Annotated in this window: 18 protein-coding genes and 1 pseudogene; 6 read left to right on the top strand and 13 right to left on the bottom strand. The window is 62.3% G+C overall.

Annotation, left to right across the window (positions count from 1 at the left end; all coding sequences use genetic code 11):
- The first annotated feature begins 16 nt into the window (after positions 1-16).
- Together A3CW_RS0137255 and A3CW_RS0137250 are read left to right on the top strand one after the other, a co-directional pair.
- The gene (locus A3CW_RS0137255) at positions 17-232 is read left to right on the top strand and encodes a DUF3820 family protein (RefSeq protein WP_028208077.1); all 216 of its coding nucleotides are present in this window, start codon (positions 17-19) and stop codon (positions 230-232) included.
- 58 nt (positions 233-290) lie between these two features.
- Positions 291-701: a VOC family protein gene (locus tag A3CW_RS0137250; protein WP_028208076.1), complete on the top strand. Its 411-nt coding sequence runs from the start codon at positions 291-293 to the stop codon at positions 699-701.
- Between the two features lie 15 nt (positions 702-716).
- Here the strand turns inward: A3CW_RS0137250 and A3CW_RS0137245 are convergent, their stop codons facing one another.
- Positions 717-2000, bottom strand: coding sequence for an adenylosuccinate synthase (locus A3CW_RS0137245; protein WP_028208075.1), 1284 nt, complete (start codon positions 1998-2000; stop codon positions 717-719).
- A gap of 145 nt (positions 2001-2145) precedes the next feature.
- On the opposite strand from A3CW_RS0137245, the gene gcvA reads away from it, so the two are divergent.
- The 3 genes from gcvA (at position 2146) to A3CW_RS48855 (ending at position 4901) form a co-directional block, all read left to right on the top strand.
- Positions 2146-3045 (top strand): transcriptional regulator GcvA, encoded by a 900-nt coding sequence (gene gcvA, locus A3CW_RS0137240; RefSeq protein ID WP_028208074.1) that lies wholly within the window; start codon positions 2146-2148, stop codon positions 3043-3045.
- A gap of 130 nt (positions 3046-3175) precedes the next feature.
- Entirely contained in the window at positions 3176-3487 is a 312-nt protein-coding gene (locus A3CW_RS0137235) for a winged helix-turn-helix transcriptional regulator (protein ID WP_028208073.1), read from the top strand.
- A 34-nt stretch (positions 3488-3521) separates the two neighbouring features.
- On the top strand, positions 3522-4901 hold the full coding sequence (locus tag A3CW_RS48855; RefSeq protein ID WP_161782972.1) for an MFS transporter: 1380 nt from the start codon (positions 3522-3524) through the stop codon (positions 4899-4901).
- Between the two features lies 1 nt (position 4902).
- On the opposite strand, the gene A3CW_RS0137225 is transcribed toward A3CW_RS48855, so the two are convergent.
- The 11 genes and pseudogenes from A3CW_RS0137225 to A3CW_RS0137180 all read right to left on the bottom strand — a co-directional run bounded on the left by A3CW_RS0137225 (position 4903) and on the right by A3CW_RS0137180 (position 13803).
- The gene (locus tag A3CW_RS0137225) at positions 4903-5397 is read right to left on the bottom strand and encodes a GNAT family N-acetyltransferase (protein WP_028208072.1); all 495 of its coding nucleotides are present in this window, start codon (positions 5395-5397) and stop codon (positions 4903-4905) included.
- A 98-nt stretch (positions 5398-5495) separates the two neighbouring features.
- Positions 5496-6452 carry a LysR family transcriptional regulator gene (locus A3CW_RS0137220; protein ID WP_051481970.1) on the bottom strand — a complete coding sequence of 319 codons (957 nt, stop codon included), beginning with the start codon at positions 6450-6452 and terminating at the stop codon, positions 5496-5498.
- Positions 6453-6539: 87 nt separating this feature from the next.
- Complete coding sequence (locus A3CW_RS0137215) at positions 6540-7442, bottom strand: DMT family transporter (protein ID WP_028208070.1); 903 nt, start codon at positions 7440-7442, stop codon at positions 6540-6542.
- Between the two features lie 348 nt (positions 7443-7790).
- Positions 7791-8177, bottom strand: a complete 387-nt coding sequence (locus tag A3CW_RS0137210; RefSeq protein WP_028208069.1) for a BON domain-containing protein — start codon at positions 8175-8177, stop codon at positions 7791-7793.
- A gap of 33 nt (positions 8178-8210) precedes the next feature.
- Positions 8211-9356 carry a porin gene (locus tag A3CW_RS0137205; protein ID WP_028208068.1) on the bottom strand — a complete coding sequence of 382 codons (1146 nt, stop codon included), beginning with the start codon at positions 9354-9356 and terminating at the stop codon, positions 8211-8213.
- Between the two features lie 81 nt (positions 9357-9437).
- Positions 9438-9824, bottom strand: a pseudogene (locus A3CW_RS0137200) (AMP-binding enzyme); the annotation flags it as partial.
- A gap of 27 nt (positions 9825-9851) precedes the next feature.
- On the bottom strand, positions 9852-10067 hold the full coding sequence (locus A3CW_RS51535) for a DUF1289 domain-containing protein (RefSeq protein WP_322787982.1): 216 nt from the start codon (positions 10065-10067) through the stop codon (positions 9852-9854).
- Positions 10068-10101: 34 nt separating this feature from the next.
- Positions 10102-10992, bottom strand: a complete 891-nt coding sequence (locus A3CW_RS0137195) for an SDR family NAD(P)-dependent oxidoreductase (protein ID WP_245623844.1) — start codon at positions 10990-10992, stop codon at positions 10102-10104.
- Complete coding sequence (locus A3CW_RS48850; protein ID WP_322787980.1) at positions 10941-12221, bottom strand: MFS transporter; 1281 nt, start codon at positions 12219-12221, stop codon at positions 10941-10943. Before A3CW_RS48850 ends, A3CW_RS0137195 begins: the two co-directional genes overlap by 52 nt.
- A gap of 74 nt (positions 12222-12295) precedes the next feature.
- Entirely contained in the window at positions 12296-13351 is a 1056-nt protein-coding gene (locus tag A3CW_RS0137185; protein ID WP_028208065.1) for a BKACE family enzyme, read from the bottom strand.
- Between the two features lie 44 nt (positions 13352-13395).
- Entirely contained in the window at positions 13396-13803 is a 408-nt protein-coding gene (locus A3CW_RS0137180; RefSeq protein ID WP_028208064.1) for a carboxymuconolactone decarboxylase family protein, read from the bottom strand.
- 142 nt (positions 13804-13945) lie between these two features.
- On the opposite strand from A3CW_RS0137180, the gene A3CW_RS0137175 reads away from it, so the two are divergent.
- Positions 13946-14977 carry an AraC family transcriptional regulator gene (locus tag A3CW_RS0137175; RefSeq protein WP_028208063.1) on the top strand — a complete coding sequence of 344 codons (1032 nt, stop codon included), beginning with the start codon at positions 13946-13948 and terminating at the stop codon, positions 14975-14977.
- Positions 14978-15212: 235 nt separating this feature from the next.
- On the opposite strand, the gene A3CW_RS0137170 is transcribed toward A3CW_RS0137175, so the two are convergent.
- Positions 15213-16070: an MBL fold metallo-hydrolase gene (locus A3CW_RS0137170; RefSeq protein ID WP_028208062.1), complete on the bottom strand. Its 858-nt coding sequence runs from the start codon at positions 16068-16070 to the stop codon at positions 15213-15215.
- Between the last annotated feature and the right edge of the window lie 468 nt (positions 16071-16538).

Here is a 16538-nt window from a genome sequence, read left to right as displayed (position 1 = left end):
CGTGCACAATACCGTCATGCAAGCTCAAGACCTCGAACGCCTTGTCACCCTCGCCATGCCCTTCGGCAAATACAAGGGCCGGCTCATCGCCGACCTGCCTGGGCATTACCTCAACTGGTTCGCCCGCGAAGGGTTCCCGCCGGGCGAGATCGGCCGTCTGCTCGCGCTGATGCAAGAGCTGGATCATAACGGCCTGAAGGGCTTGCTCGAGCCGCTGCGCAAACGCGGCTAGCGCCAACCCGGCACCTGGCGGAGAATGCCCGTGCGAATCTCTTGCGAGGCTGCCCGACATGGCGAAATTTCAGCCCGATGGATGGCATACCGTCACGCCCCGAATCGTCGTACGCGACGCGGAGAACCTGGTCGCCTTCATCAAGACGGTGTTTGAGGCACAGGGCGCGTTCCGCCATGGGCTGCCTGCCGAAATCAGGATCGGCGATTCCGTCGTGATGGTTAGCGGCTCAGACGGTCTGCGCGAGCCGATGCCGGCATTTCTGTACATCTACGTTCAGGACACCGATTCGACCTACCAGCGAGCGATTGCGGCTAACGCGGTCTCGCTCGAGGTTCCGGCCGACCTGCCATACGGCGACAGGCGCGCGATGGTCAGAGATCCGTGGGGAAACACCTGGCAGATCGCCACCCATCAGCGCGACCTCCCGGCTGCCGAGATCCGTTCAAGGATGGCCAGCGAAGGTTAGGCCGATATTCGAGCATTACGCGAATGGGGATTGCAGGACGATCGCATCGTCGCGTTCAGGGCCGGTAGTGACCATCGCCGCGGGAACGCCGACTTCGTTCTGAATCGCTTCGATCAGCGCAGCTGCCTGCGGCGGCAGGTCGCCATAGGAGCGCACGCCCCGGGTCGAACCGGCCCAGCCCTCGAAGCGCCTGAGAACCGGCTGCAGGCGCTGCTGCTCGGCGTTCGTGGATGGCATGTAGTCGATGCGCGCCCCATCGAGCATATAGCCCACACAGAGCTGCACCGACTCGAAGCCATCGAGCACATCGAGCTTGGTCAGCGCGAGCTGGTTGATGCCCGCGACTTTGCAGCTTTGACGCAACTGCACGGTGTCCAGCCAGCCGCAGCGGCGCGGACGGCCGGTGTTGACCCCGTACTCGCCGCCGCGCTGCCGGAGCACGTCGCCGAGCGCGCCGTCCAGTTCCGACGTGAACGGGCCTTCGCCAACACGTGTCGCATAGACCTTGCTGACGCCAAGCACCCGCCCGAGTTGCGACGGTGCGATACCGGCGCCGCTGGCCGCGCCGGCGGCAATGGTGCTCGACGACGTCACGTAGGGGTAGCTGCCCCAATCCACGTCGAGCATGACCGCTTGCGAGCCTTCGAATACCACGCGCTTGCCCGACGAATGGGCGTGGTCGAGCTGCTCCCAGACGCGGCCTACGAACGGCAGGATGCGCGGCGCCATGGCGAGCAGGCCGCTTAGCATCGGCTCGCGCGGGAATGGCGCCTGGCCCGAGCCGCGAAGCCAGGCGTTATGGTGCTCGAGCAGAACATCGAGCTTCTGGGCCAGCAGGTCCGGTTCGGCCAGATCGCACACGCGCAGGCCGCGGCGCCCAACCTTGTCCTCGTATGCCGGACCGATGCCGCGCAAAGTGGTGCCGAGCGGCTTCGCGCGCATCCGTTCCTGGGCAGCATCGATCGCGCGATGCACCGGCAGGACCAGCGTGGCCGTCTCGGCGATCTGCAGCACCTCCGGCGTGACGCGGATGCCCATCGCCGCCATGCGGTCGATCTCCGCGAGCAGCGCCTCGGGCTCGAGCGCGACGCCATTGCCGATCAGGCCAAGCTTCCCGCGCACGACGCCGCTGGGAAGCAGCGCAAGCTTGTAGGTCCGGCCGTCCACCACCAGCGTGTGCCCGGCGTTGTGCCCACCGTTGTAACGGACGACGATATCCGCGTTCTCCGCGAGCCAATCCACGATCCGGCCCTTTCCCTCATCGCCCCACTGCGCGCCGACCACGACGACATTCGACATGCGAGATTTCCCCTGGTGAGTTAATCGAACAGATCCAGAACCGGAACTGCTGCAAAGGGGCTCAATATAGGGCTACGTTGCTGCCGCGAAAAGCGATGTAAACTCACGGTGCTTGTCAGGAAAAGTCACATAGGAGTGTGGGTTGATGTCACGTCGTCTGCCGCCGTTGAACGCCCTGCGCGTATTCGAAGCCGCCGCCCGCGCGGAGAGCTTTTCGATGGCGGCCGAGGAGCTTTGCGTCACGCACGGGGCCGTTAGCCGACAAGTTCGGCAACTGGAGGACTGGCTTGGACTCGACCTGTTCGAGCGTCGCGGCCGCAGGGTCGTCTTGACCGCGTCGGGGCGCGCCTACCTGGCCGAGGTGTCGGCGGCGCTGGATCGCATCGCGCTGGCAACCAGCGAGCAGCTTCGGGCCACGCGCGCGCAGATCGTGAGGGTCAACGCGCCGACGACGTTCGCGTTGCGCTGGCTATTGCCGCAACTTTCCGGCTTCCAGCTGACCAATCCGGCGGTGGAGGTTCGGCTGACGACTTCGGACGAGCCAATCGAAAAGCTCGGCGACGAATGCGACGTGGCGATTCGCGGCAGCGAGCAGAAGTCGGCAGGGTATGCGGTCAAGGAGTTTTTATCGGAAGTCCGGCTGCCGGTGTGCTCACCCAGAGTGCTGGAGTCTCACCCAATACACCGCGTCTCGGACCTGGCGCACCACACCCTGCTTCACACGGCGACCTACCCCGGCCTTTGGGCGGAATGGCTTGCGGCGAGCGGCCACCCAGGGCTTGCCACGCGCCATTCCCAGCAACTGGATCACTTTTATTTGACCCTGCAAGCCGCCATTGACGGTCTGGGGATTGCAATGGGCCCTACCGCGCTTGTCGCGCTCGATGTCAAAGAGGGCCGTCTCGTGTTCCCGTTCGACGGCCCCGCCCTACCGGCATGGCGCTACTGCAGCTATGTCCGCGAAGCGCGCCTCGACGATCCGGCAATCAACACCTTTCTGGCGTGGTTGCGCGAACTCGGCCAGCGCTTTTCACCTCATGCGTAGCGCTGGATCGACGCATCGCATGTTCTGCGCTCACGGGTTGACAGCCTCGATTCGATGCTTTAAAAAGTAAAGCATGAAAATTCCACGGCCAGGACAACCCGTCCGCGGCTCGACCACCGGACGGCCGATCATGGTCGTGCTGGACCTGCTCGGGCGGCGTACCGCACTGCGGATACTGTGGGAACTTCGCGGCGAGGCGTTGACGTTTCGCGCGCTCCAGGAAGCGTGCGACACCAATGCCCGCTTGCTCAATACGCGGCTCGCGGAATTGCGGGCGTCCGGTCTCGTCGAGCACGGCGATGGCGGTTACCGGATGACAGCCGAAGGCAGGAAGCTTTTGGCCGCATTGCAGCCGCTGCTGGCCTGGGCGCATCAGTGGGCCGAGCGCGATCCGCAAGGGTTTGAAGCCGCCGATCCCGATCACGCCGACCGCGAGGCGTAATTCGCGGTTTTTCGTACAAGGGATGTTGCACACCGTGAACCATCTCCGCTGGAAGATCGTCGCATTGCTCGTTGCGCCACTGACGTTCGTGATGACGCTCGACCGCACGGCCATGGCTGTCGCGGCGCCGACGATCCAGAACGAACTGGGCCTGTCGATCGTCGAGATGTCGATGATTCTCACGATCTACTTCTGGGCCTATGCAATCGGGCAGATACCGGCCGGCCGCGCTGCCGAACGCTTCGGGTCGCGCAAGGTGCTGTTCGGCACGAGCACGCTCTGGTCGCTCATGATGCTCGCCACGCCCCTGGGCACCTCGTTCGCCTGGCTCTTCGGGTGCCGCCTCGTGCTGGGCGGGGCGCAGTCGGCGGACTGGTCGAGCAGTGTCGTCGCGCTCAAGCGCTGGGTTCCGGCCAGCGAGCGCGCAAAAGGCAATGCGCTACTGCTCGCGGGACTTTATCTCGGCCCGATCGTCTCAGCGCCGCTTACGGCGTGGACCATCGCGCGGTTCGGCTGGCATGCCGTTTTCTTCGGATTCGGCGCACTGGGCCTGCTGCTCGGCGCGATCTGGTGGTTCGGCTACCGCGACACGCCGGCGGCACATCCGCTCATCACGAAGGCAGAGATCGAGTACATCGCAGCCGGCCAGCCACCCGAGCGCGCGGCAGCGAGAGGCGCGCTCAGGCGCTGTCTGAGGCAGTGGCGCTTCTGGGTCTTCGGTGTCCAGTACTTCCTGCTGGTGCTGATCCAGAGCTTCTATACGACGTGGCTGCCAACCTACCTCATGCGTGCGCGCGGGCTCTCGCTCAAGGCGATGGGCCTGTACGCATCGTTGCCCTGGGTTGCCGTGTTCGTGGCGGTATTCATCGCGGGCGCGTTCAGCGACTGGCTGCTTCGAAAGACCGGCTCGATCTATCGGGCGCGCACGCCCGTTGCGATGACCGGATTTGTCGTGAGCGCAATCGCATTGACGGCGGCTTCGCGCGCGGATTCGATTGCGATGGTCATCGGCTTGCTGTGCCTGTCCTTTGCCGCGGTGGGATTCGTGCAGGTGGTCGTGTGGTCTGCCACGCAGGATCTCGGGCGCGCGTTTGCCGGTGTCATGTCGGGCTGGACGAACGTGTGGGGGGCCCTCTCGAACGTCGCGGGTCCCATGACGCTGGCGTTGATCGTCAAGGTCACGCATAGCTGGGCAAGCGGCATGATCGTGATCGGCGCGGCGGCCGCCTGCGGTGCGCTGCTATGGCTGTTCGTGCACCCCGAGCGCCCCTTGCTCGGTGACGAGGCGGCCGGACCGCTGCCGCCCGCGGAGACGGACGCGGCAACAGAGTCCGTCGGGAGCGCAGGGGTTTCGCGCCATGATGCGCGCGGGACCGATGCCGATGCCGGAGAGGTCTCCGAGCAGAATCGCTGAGTCAGAGCACGAGGATCATCTCGTGCCACGCCATGCCACCGTGGTCGGATTCGGACGGTCTCACGTACTCGTAGCCGAACTTCCGGTACAGATCGACGTGCCGGTCCTTGCACATCAGGTGGATGGTGGCTTTACCCAACGCTCGCATGCGGCCGACGAAGGTCTCCATCAGCAGCGTCGAGTAGCCTTTGCCTTGCTCGGCGGGGTCGACGACGACGGACATGATGACGACGTTGGGCGCCGCTGCGTCGTGTCCGACGAGTTCCTTGAACGCTTCGTCCGACATCACGACATCGTAGGCGCACCCCGAGTTAATGAATCCGATGATCCGGTCGCCCCGTTCCATGACGAGGAAACCTTCGGGGTACTGGGCGATGCGCGTCGCGATTTTCTCCCGCGTTGCTGCTTCGTCGCCCTCATAGGCGGAGATCTCGATTTCGTAGCAGCGGTCAGCGTCGGCCGGCGAGGCCGCGCGAAAGTGGATGTCGTTCGTCATGGAAGGCGTTGATCAGCAAAATATCAACTTCGAATCATAAGATCCGGGACGAATCCATGTGCTGAATTGTCTTCAGCGCGGGCTGCATGATATGCAGTTTATTTTTTGCGCGGCTTCGAAGACGGCTTCAGGTCGTGCCCCTCATCGAGCGCTCGAATCAACTGTTCGCGCATCCATGCATGCGCAGCGATACCCGCATGCCGAATGTGGAAGTAGACCCTGAGGGTGTAACCGGGACTTTCGAAGGGCGTCGGGAAAATAGTGAGGGGCGTGGCCTTGCCCAGCTGTTCGGCGGCTCGTCGCGGCAGCGTGAGCAAAAGCTCCGTGTTGGCCACGATGAACGGCGCGGCCATCAGACTCGGCAACTGGACCGCGACCCGGCGACGATAACCGCATTTCATCAGCGCCGCGTCAATCACACTGCCCGAACTCGTCCACGGCAACACGGCCACATGCTTCTCATGCAGATACTGCTCGATGGACAGCGAATCCGAAACGCGCGGATGAGGCTTTCGCGCGACGACGACGTACTCATCGCTGAAACAGTCCAGTGACTCTACCCCCTCGCACGACGTGCTATCCGCATCGGCGAAACTGAGCGCGAAATGAGCGCGCCCCGCCGCGAGATCCTCCAGCGAATCGCGATGACTGGAGTACACGACGTTCACCCGCAAGTCAGGTGCAAGAGCCTGTAGGCGCGCCATCAAACCCGGCAACAGCGCGAACGCTGTGAAGTCCGTGGCCGCAAGGGTGAACGTCTGTGTGCTAGTCGCCGGGACGAATGGTCCCGCCGAGCCCAGATTGTCGGAGAGAAGGCGAAGCGCGTCGGCGACGGCCTGTGACATCTGGTCGGCGAGCGCCGTGGGCTGCATCGCACTGCCATAACGCACGAAAAGATCGTCGCCCAGGGTGCCGCGCAGGCGCGACAGCGCGTGACTGCACGCAGACGCGCTCAGGGCGAGTTCGTCGGCCGCTGCCGCCACGCTGCGGTGGCGATAAAGGGCATCGAACACGAGCAGCAGGTTCAGATCCAGGCGTCTCAGAGCGGCGTGCATACTATGCATATTCATCTGGGAAAAATGCAGTATGCACCTCTTCTACCCTACGTCATACCTCCTGGCCGAACGGCGGCGGGTGACTCGTCAAGCGAGTGGCCCCTCCTTGTCTTTCCGGCCAACCGAGACCCAAATGGCGCTGCCGACGATGAGTGCAATTCCCACGAGCGACAGTGGCTGAAGCATCTCGCCCCAGATGACGTAACCGAATAGCGCCGCCCAGACTATGCTCGTGTAGTTATACGGCGCGAGCTTCCCGACGTCCGCCTGGCGAAAAGCGACCGTCATCAGGATCTGTCCTGCGGTCGCGAAAGCGCCAAGGAGTGCCATGATCAACAGCGCCTCCACAGACGGCGTGCGCCAATTGAACACGACGGTAAAACCGGTAACCACCGTCCCAACGAGGGTGAAAAACAGAACCGTCGTCGCCGAGTCGTCGGTAGATCGTATGCGTTTGATCTGGACGATGGAGAGCGCGCCGAAGAAGGCACTCAGGAGAAGGAACATTGGACCGAGCCAGCTTGACTGACCGCCACCCGGGCGCACCACGAGCAGCACACCGCAGAATCCGACGAGCGCCGCGGCGACTCCACTTCCCGTCAATCGCTCTCGCAAAATCAGAGGGGCGAGCAGGATGACGATTAGCGTTTCCGAATACGCGAGTGCGACTGCTTCTCCCAATGGGACGTAAGGTAAGCCGGCAAAGAAGAGTCCCGATGCGCCGAGGAGTGTCAGCGCGCGCGCAGTCTGTCCTTTGATGTCGATGTTGGCCAGGCGCTCAGTTATTGAAAGGCGCCCCCGGCAGCACATCGCTACTGCCGGCACCAGACCGAAGAACATTCGGAAAAACGTGACTTCATTGGCGGGATATTGCAACGCGACCGTCTTCGCCAGTGCATCCACCACGGCGAAGCAAAACATCGAACCCAGTATGGTGGCCACGCTGTTCAGCGCAAGCGCGGTAGTCCGTGTTGCGCTGGAGGATGGCATGGCGTTACGCAAATAGGATGAGTATTGGCATCATCGCATACGGCCTGCGCCGAAATGGCGAAAGTGGCCGTGCGGAGTGCCTCCATCGAGTGCGACGATCGTTGCGGGCATGCGCATCATGCGAAAGGGATGTTGCGGCCCACTCCCGCCATTCGACCCGACGCCGCCTCGACGGCGGGTTTAAACGTCAACGGACATTCACGCGCAATCACGTCGGCCGGCGGTTGCTCTTGAGGTTTGTTTGGCGCCTGCCCCTGGCCCAGAAGGTTCGGTTGATAGAAATGGATTGGGCGTTAAGCGCCTGCCCCGACGTCACATCAGGCTCTGTCGGATCGCCGCCAAGCCCAGTTACTGGCCGCCAAACGGCTTTTTGATGGTCAACTTGTTGGTAACGGATGTGACGCCCGGAACGCCTTTCGCGATCTCGCTCACCTTGTCGATCTGCGATGCATCGACCACGGTGCCGTCGAGCGTCACGGCGCCGCCCTTCGCGATGACGCTGATGTTGCCAGCGTTGATCTCCTTGTTGTGCGTGACGATCGCGGAGTAGACCTTGCGGCGCAGCGCATGATCGGCTTTCCGGATGTCTTTCGCCGTCATGCTGCCCGAGGCCGCAACCGCGGTTCCGTTCGAAGCGGCGCTCGTTTCGCTTGCACCCGCCTGCGCCCAGGCATGAACCGATGCCAATACGATCAATACGCCGCCCGCAATCCCGAGTGCCCAGTTTGTTTTCATTGAATGCTCCACTTGTTATCTGTGTGGGGGAGATCAGAAGCTATGGCGGATACCGACCATCGCCGCCGTGGTTGACCTGCCTTCCGGAACGGGCGCACCGTAGGTGATTGTCTGGCTCATGTTGCCGCGGTTGTTGACATAGCCGACCTGCGCGTAGCCGAGGGTGGTTTTGGACAGGTTGTATTCGGCGCCCAGCGCAAACTCGTTCGATTGACTGGATGAGTGGTTACGATCCTTCAGGTAATAGAAGCCCGAGGTGACCTTGAAAGTCGGGCTGAACTTGTAGCCGAGCCCCCCGGAAATCATCTCGAAGTTGGCGTGGCCACTGTTCGCGGGGTTCTTGCCGATGCTGTATGACGTTGACACGGAAAAATCGTGGAAGGTGTACTGCGCGCCCAGATACCAGAAGCGGTTGTTGGCCAGGCCGGTCGACGGCGCCGTGACGATTGTCGTGGGGCCCGTCTGCGTAAATGGATTCGTGTCGTGACCGTTGTAGTAGACAGCTGCCAGGTTCAGGCCATAGTTCGAATACTGCAGCACGGCGGACTCGCGCGTGCCGCCCTGGAACTGACCCGGAACGCCGCCGGGAGCATACTCGAGCGCAAGCGACGCGCCGTAGAACTTCGGCGACCGGTAGACGACCGCGTTGTCGTCGTACAGCGCGCCGATCGGGCCGTTCGTGCTGAGGCCCTGCCAGCCCGCGGCCTGGTTCATGCCTAGCCATGCGGTCAGGATACTGCCGAAGTACTGGGCGTTCCGTACGTCTGTATCTGCCATCGCATAGATCATCGGCACGATCTGCCGGCCCATGTCGATCGTACCGAACGGGCTAGATACACCCACCGTCGTCTGCTGGTTGAACAGCGCTGTGGCGCCCGGCGTGTCGGCCAGCCCGGGCTTGCCGTTCGAACTGTTGAATGACCCCTGCAACCTGAAATTGACCTTGTAGCCACCCCCGATGTCTTCGCTGCCCTTGAGACCCCAGATGCTCGAATAGATCCCGCCATCCTTGAGCTCGTAGACATGGCCGAGGTTCACTTTCGACTGAAAGTTCGCTGCATTCGCGCTCTGATACAACAACCCCGAATCGATGACGCCATACAGCGTCACCGATGACTGCGCGTACGTGGTGCCTCCCATTGCAGCCAGCACAGCTGCCACCAACCACTTCAGTTTCATTTTGTCTCCTGTTTGGTATATCCAAGCAACCCGTAACGACGTCCATCCGCGTTCGATACCAAGCAACCATCCGCCCGGAAATCAGGCCAGCAGATAGTCATGGAACGCTTCGCGCAGCTGGTTCTTCAGCACCTTGCCGGTGGCACCCATGGGCAGCGCCTCGACGAACACGACTGCGTCCGGCATCCACCACTTCGCAATCTTTCCTGCGAAAAACGCGAGCAGCTCCTCCGCCGTTACCCGCGCATCGGCGCGCTTTACGACGACAAGCATCGGCCGCTCGTCCCATTTCGGATGCCTCGCCGCAATGCAGGCCGCGCTTGCGATGGCTGGGTGCGCAGCTGCGATGTTCTCGATGTCGATCGAGCTGATCCATTCGCCGCCGGAATTGATCACATCCTTGCTGCGGTCAGTGATCTGCATGAAGCCGTCCGCATCGATCGTCGCGATATTGCCGGTCGGGAACCAGCAACTGCTTTTGCAGCATCAATCCGTTCACTCTCGCAGTCCATTTTCTAAAACATCGCAGTCGTGGCGCGGCGTCACACGGCACGCGAATGTGGGTCGGCGGCGTTCGACCGCCGCTGCGATTTCGGCCTTCTGCTGGTCAGTCATCTGATCCCATAGGCCAATCTCACGGAGCGTTCTCCAGCACCCCTGGCAGAACTGATCGTTCGGGTCCATCCGGCAGATATTGATGCAGGGATTCATGACGGGGTTGCTTCGGGTCATATGGCGTATCCGGTTAGATCACTATCCCTCCGTTGGGGCTGATCAGCTGGCCCACGAGGTAGTGATCGCCAGCCAGCCAGGTCACCGTCGAGGCGTATTCCTCCATCGTGCCCAGGCGTCCGGCGGGTATCAGCTGCCAGAACTGGTTGCACTTTTCCTCGCCTGCGGCCTTGAAGTATTGGGTAAATTCGGGCGTGGCCACGCCGCCTGGCGCCATCGCATTGACGAAGATGTTGGCACCCGCTACCTCGGCCGCAACCGACTTCGTGAAAGCAATCACCGCACCCTTGGTCGCGCAATAGTGCGGACTGTGCGCGCTCATCGCCGACATGCCGGCAATCGACGCGATGTTGATGATCCTGCCGTCGCGCTGCGGCTCCATCAGCCTTAGCGCTTCGCGTGTGCAATAGAAGAGGCCGTGCACATTCACATCCCAATAGCGATGCCACTCCTCATCGCTGATGGTGCTGGTAAAGCCCAGTGACTGCCGCGGCACGGGCGTGGTGATGTAGGCGTAGTGCTGGTTGCGGCGCATCGTATCTAGCGGCGTGTTCGGCACGCGCGCAGCATTGTTGACCAGAATGTGCAACGTGCCGAAGCGTTGGACGATGGCGGCAAACAGCCGGGCAACTTCGCTGCTCGACGAGACATCGCAGCGTAGCGCGAGACACTGCGCGCCGGCTGCTTCCACCGCCGCGCGCGTTGCTTCGAGCGCTGGCATGTCGATGTCGCAGATCGCAACGCCTGCGCCCGCGCGGGCCAGGTCGATGGCAATGGCGCCGCCCATGCCGCGGCCGGCACCCGTAACAAGGGCGATACGCCCAGCCAGATTCTGACGTTGGTTTTGCATTCTCAGGATCTCGCAGGTTGAACATGTTCGGTTGAGGCAACGCGCTGCCTGCATGAGGCGCGCGCCGCAAGGGCGAACCAGACGGCCGAGCTGATCGCCAGCACATCGTTGACGAACAGGACGCCCGTCAATGGTGCGGTGCTGCCTGCATGCTTCAAATGGTCAGCCAGCATGCCAATGGCCACCGTGCCAATGGCGAGCGCAAATACATTGATCAGCAACATCGTGAAGCCAGTCACCGTCGAGCGCATCTTTGCCGGCGTCATGCTGGTTACGGCCGTCAGGGCTGAGCCATAGGCCGCCATCGGCAGAAAGAATCCGGCACACATGCCGATATAGAACAGGGGCGAGCCGGCCGGTACGAATCGATATGCCAGCATCGACGGCGCGCAGACCAGGACGAGCAACGCCATGAAGCTTGCGTGTCCGCCGCGCAGGCGGCTCGCCGCGCGATCCCCCACTGCACCTCCCGCTGCCGCGCCGAGCGTGCCGAATACCAGCTGCAACGCCCCGATCCGTGTGGCAATACCGGCCGCATTCATGCCTCGCTCGTCAACGAGCCAGAGCTGCGTGAAGGAGAAGCTGGCAAAAACCAGATGCACCAGCACGAAACCGACAATCGTGAAACCCAGTGCACGATCACTGCCAACGGTGCGCAACACGGCGAGCGCCTGCTCGAGGAATGGTGCGCCGCGCTCCTGCGGCGCGAGTACGCTTCGGTCTTCCCTGAGCAGCGCCAGTGGCAGCGCAATCGCAATGCCAATCACGCCCAGCGCACGGAACGTCGACCGCCACCCGAGCGTGGCGCCAAAGCCGCCAGCAAGCAGGAAACTGCAGCCGACACCCAGCGGAATGCCCATGAAGAAGAGCCCCAGTGCCGTGCCACGCCGCCTGCCGGAGAAGAGTTCAGCCAGCAGGGCCACTGCGGCAGGGACCAGCGCCGCCTCTCCGCTGGCAACAAAAAAACGGGCCACCACCATCTGCTCGAAGCTCTGGGCGTGGCCCGACGCCAGGGTGCAAACGCTCCAGATCAGCACACCGGCAGCGATGATCCGGGGGCGGCTGAAACGGTCGGCGAGCGTACCCATGAACATCGCCATCACGCCAAAACTCAGCACCCACACCGCGCCGGCGAGAAACCCGTATTGCGTATGGCTGAGCGCCAGGTCCCGGATGATCTGCGGCGAGAACCCCAGCAGCATGTTGCGGTCGATGTGCGCCAGCAGGTGAATTACCAGCAGGGTCGCCAGGACGGCAGCGGGGCTTTTCTTCCAGAACATCATCTGTCTCCATGCCTGATGGGTTGGACTGCATGCGAGGCGCAGCATGTTGCCGCCCCTGCACCTCGACATGCCGGTCAGGCAACCTTGCGTGCCGGCACGCCGCGCTGCTCGGGTGCCCGGTTCGGCACCATGCCCAGCCTGTCCAGCGTCTCCTCAACCGACTTCCATTGGGTACCGATCTGGTAGATGTCGCGTGCCTCCGCCGCACTGGCGACGTCACGATTGAGTTCGCGCGCAATGCGCACCATCTGCTCGATCTGCTGCACGGAGGTAGCACGTTTGCCGTCCGGGCCGAGCAGCGTGTCCTCGATGCCGACGCGCACATGGAGGCCCAGCGCGATGGCCATCGTGTTCATCGGCACGACATTGCGGCCCAGCGTTTCGATCGTGAGCACGGCACCGTCCGGCGTGCGACGCGCGAACTCCAGCATGTCGGCCGGATGCAGCGCTGCTGCGCCGCCGCCGATGGCCACGTAATTGAGGTTGAGCGGGCCGGTATAGACGCCCTTGCGGATCAGGCGCTCGAGCGTTTCGAGCTGCGCGAGATTGCCCAGCATGAATTGCGGCTGGATGCCGGCGGCAAACAGCCGCCGGATGTGCTCGACATGCCACGACGGATTGGACGGCGAGATCATGTCGCGGTAAGCCGCCTGCAGCGCGGGGTTCATGAACGAGGTGCCGGCGATGTCGGCCTCGGTCAGCAACTCCATGATGTTCATCTGGCCCGTGTTGATCGCCACGGTCACCTGTTCGGGACGCGGGTCCAGTTCCGCGAGCATGTGGCGCGTGTCGTCGTTCGCCCATTTCGCCATTTCGCCGTCGCTTTCCGGTGCGAACGAGATCGAACCGCCGACCTGCAGGATCATCTTCGGCACCGCTTCGCGCAGTAGGGCGAGCATCTCGTTGAACTTCGACAGACGCTTGCTGCCCTTGCCATCCTCTTCGCGCACGTGCACGTGCAGAACCGTCGCGCCTGCGTTGTAGCAGTCCACGGCCTTCTGCACCTGTTCGTCCATCGTGACCGGGATATCGTCCGAATCACCGGGGATCCATTGCGGCCCGTACGGCGCCACCTGAATGACCAGTTTTTGCTGATTTTCAGGCAGCAGCGAGTCGTCCATGAAATGCATGATGTGTATTCCTTATCAAGAATGGGGTGGGTGTGTTGGTGGCGTCAGGCAGCAGCCTGTGCACCCCTGCACTTTGCCTGCTCAAACGCGGCCAGCTCCTCCAGCAGGATTGGTGCGCCGAGACTGGACGAATGAATGCCGAGGACACTGACGGCCTGCAGAACCGCTGCGATCTCTTCCTTCGTGGCGCCCAGTTCGAGCGCCTTGCGGATATGGCGGCGTGTGCCCGGCGCATACATGTGCGTGCAGGACGAATCGACTGCGATGGCAAGGAACTCGAGCACCTTGGGTTCAAGCACCCCGGACATCATGGTGTGTGCGCCCATCGTCATGAATTTCTCGGCCCACACGGGATCGAGTTCGGCAATGGCATCCCACGCAGGATTCCAGTTGCCTGTGGCGCGCAGCTGATCGCACACTGTCGTGGCGCTGTGATTCGTCTCATTGCTCATTGCCTGTGTCCTCGGTATTCCTGAAAGAATCGGTACATTGCCCGGTGCTGTGCCAACGGAGACAAGTATCCGGGTTCGGCAGGAAGACGTTTGACGGATTGGGACAAATAATTTACATTCTGGGACGCTACGGGAAAACGATATGTCCTATCTGCTTCGCAGTGCAGCCCTCACCAATTACGTCGAGGTGGCCCGGTCGCTGGGTCTCGATCCCTATCAGCAGTTGGGCGACGCGGGAATTGAGCGGTCTGTGCTGCTCGACCCTGACATCATGATTCGGGCCGAGGCGGTCGCGCGGCTGCTGGAGACATCGGCCCGGTCCGCCGCGGTCGAGGATCTGGGGCTGCGCATGGCCGAGACCCGCCACATCTCGAACCTCGGCGCGCTCGGTTTTGTGATGCGGGAACAGCCAACGCTGCGAAAGGCGCTGGAATCCGCGGCGCACTACCTTCGGCTGCAGAACGAGGCAGTGGTGATGCGTATCGAGGAATCGGAGGGCCTGGCGGTCATCCGCGAGGACATCGTGGGCGGCATACCGGGTTCGATGCGTCAGGCAACGGAGCTGGTATTGGGGGTTCTCTACCGCGTACTGGGCATGGTGCTGGGCGCCGCCTGGAAACCCCGCACCGTCTGTTTCACGCATCATGCTCCGGCCGGCACGACGATTCATACGCGCGTATTTGGCGTGACCGTCGAATTCAACCAGGATTTCGACGGCATTGTGTGTCTCGCGTCCGATCTTGACGCCGCGATCCCTGCCTACGATCCGGTCATGGCGCAACAGGTGCGCCGCTACCTGGATTCGATGCTGCTGCAGTCCAGCTCGACGATGCCCGACAAGATCAGGAAGCTGATCGTTGCGCTACTGCCTTCAGGCACCTGTTCGGTCGATCGGATTGCGCAGCATCTGGGCATGGATCGCAGGACTGTGCATCGCCATCTCGCACCGTACGGCGAGAGTTATCTGTCGATTGTCGATTCGGTACGGGTAGAGATGGTGAAGCGGTATGTTGGTAGTGGCAACAGGCCGCTGTCTGAAGTCGCCTCGCTGGTTGGCTTCTCATCGTTGAGCGCGTTCTCCCGCTGGTTCGGCGGACGCTTTGGTTGCAGCGTTTCGACGTGGCGCCGCGAAGAGGCCCAACGAAGCGTAAGTGCCGATGATAAGTTCGTTTAGCGCTGCAAGCGCATTGGTCTGCGAATGATGGGAGCAGGATGGGCGGTTTGGTCGAGGATGCAACGAGTTTGATCATCGATGGATTGTCCGTTTCCCGAGCTGAGCCGACGTTCGAATGTCCGCCAGAAAGCGCGGTCGAACGGCCGTAGGTGGCCGAGTCTTGCCACCTCATTGCAGGGTTGGAATCAGGGAGGATTCGAAGCGCCTCATGCCGGAAGGAGCTATCCCGGCGACTTCAACCATTTCGCATGCGTGCAACTAATGCGACCAGGCGAGCACTCATTTCCTTGGCCGGCAAGTGCGCGAGCCAGCCGTGACCAGGAAGCAGCCATTCGAAACGATACACGGCCAGCTTGCTGAGCGATTCGGTGAGCTCGGTCCATGAGTACCAGCACGCGTCCCTGAATGCGACGAGGTCCTGCTCGCGTGGGCTCCAGGCAAGCGAATCACCCGAGCAGAGAATGCGATCGTCGAGGAGATACACGACGCTACCCCGAGTGTGACCGGGCACGGGGATTGCCTGTACGCCCGCCGCAATGGTCGGCGCCGACACGTCGTCGAGCAGATCCGTTGCATAGGGGGCAGCCGAGCTGTCCTCCCGGTGAATCCAGACGCGCGCGCCGAATCGACGCGCGTATTTGTCCGCGTCTGCGACGTCGTCACGATGCGACAAAAGAATGTGCGCGATGCCACCGGCGTCGTCGAACCATTTGACGAGCTCTGCCGCATAGCGCGGTGAGTCGATCAGCAGATTGCCGTCCGCACGCGAGGCAAAATAAGAATGTGCGCCAAACGATGAGCGTGAGTTGAATCCGCAGCGCCACACGCCCGATGTGATCTGCTGTGGAAAGATCACCGCGTTCGGACGAAGCTGCTTCGTTTCGCTGCGTACCGATGCTGTCGGGCATACGAACACCGCACGCCAGGCAGCAAGCTGCTCTTCCGGCGTGCCGGGCTGCCGAACGAAGATACTTTTGTCGTTTCGCTCGACGATCAGCCCGGGCGCGACATGACGCGATGCGCCGCAATTGATGCACGCTGTGTCGATATACCACTCTCCAGGCACAGAGTCGGTATTGCGTGGTGGCTTCATTCGGTGCTCCGGTCCTGACAACGCATGGCAACCTCACAGACCCATCATAGACCTTTCAACCATCAAGACACGACCGGAGCAACGGGAGGAAGTCGGAGCCACGAGCTTCGTAGCGCTTCACCTCTTGCCTAACCGTCATTGCACGGAATTTGGGCCGCTGGCGAAGGCGCCAGATCGACCCGCAGCGAACCTACGCGCCAAGGTCGGCGCAACGACGGCTTCCAAGGTACAACGGCCGGTTGCGCGGTCTTGTCAGTTGGCAAAGTCCAAAATCGACGGGGCCGTAAGCGACCTGGCGACCGTCCAAGCGGATAGCGTTGACACGCCCCACGAACCGGACGGCGGGCTGTATCTTCCGGCCGTACCTCAACTGTCGAAGCATTCGAAATCGAAACCGTCTCTTCGGTGTCCAACGCGAGCCAACTCACGAAACGTCAGTACGACGGCGGTGCAATACCGGGTCGCGAC

This window comes from Paraburkholderia nodosa DSM 21604, assembly GCF_000519185.1.
In the GTDB taxonomy this organism is placed as follows: domain Bacteria; phylum Pseudomonadota; class Gammaproteobacteria; order Burkholderiales; family Burkholderiaceae; genus Paraburkholderia; species Paraburkholderia nodosa.
Note: the sequence above shows the minus strand (reverse complement) of the source record. Positions and strands in the feature narration are given on the sequence as shown.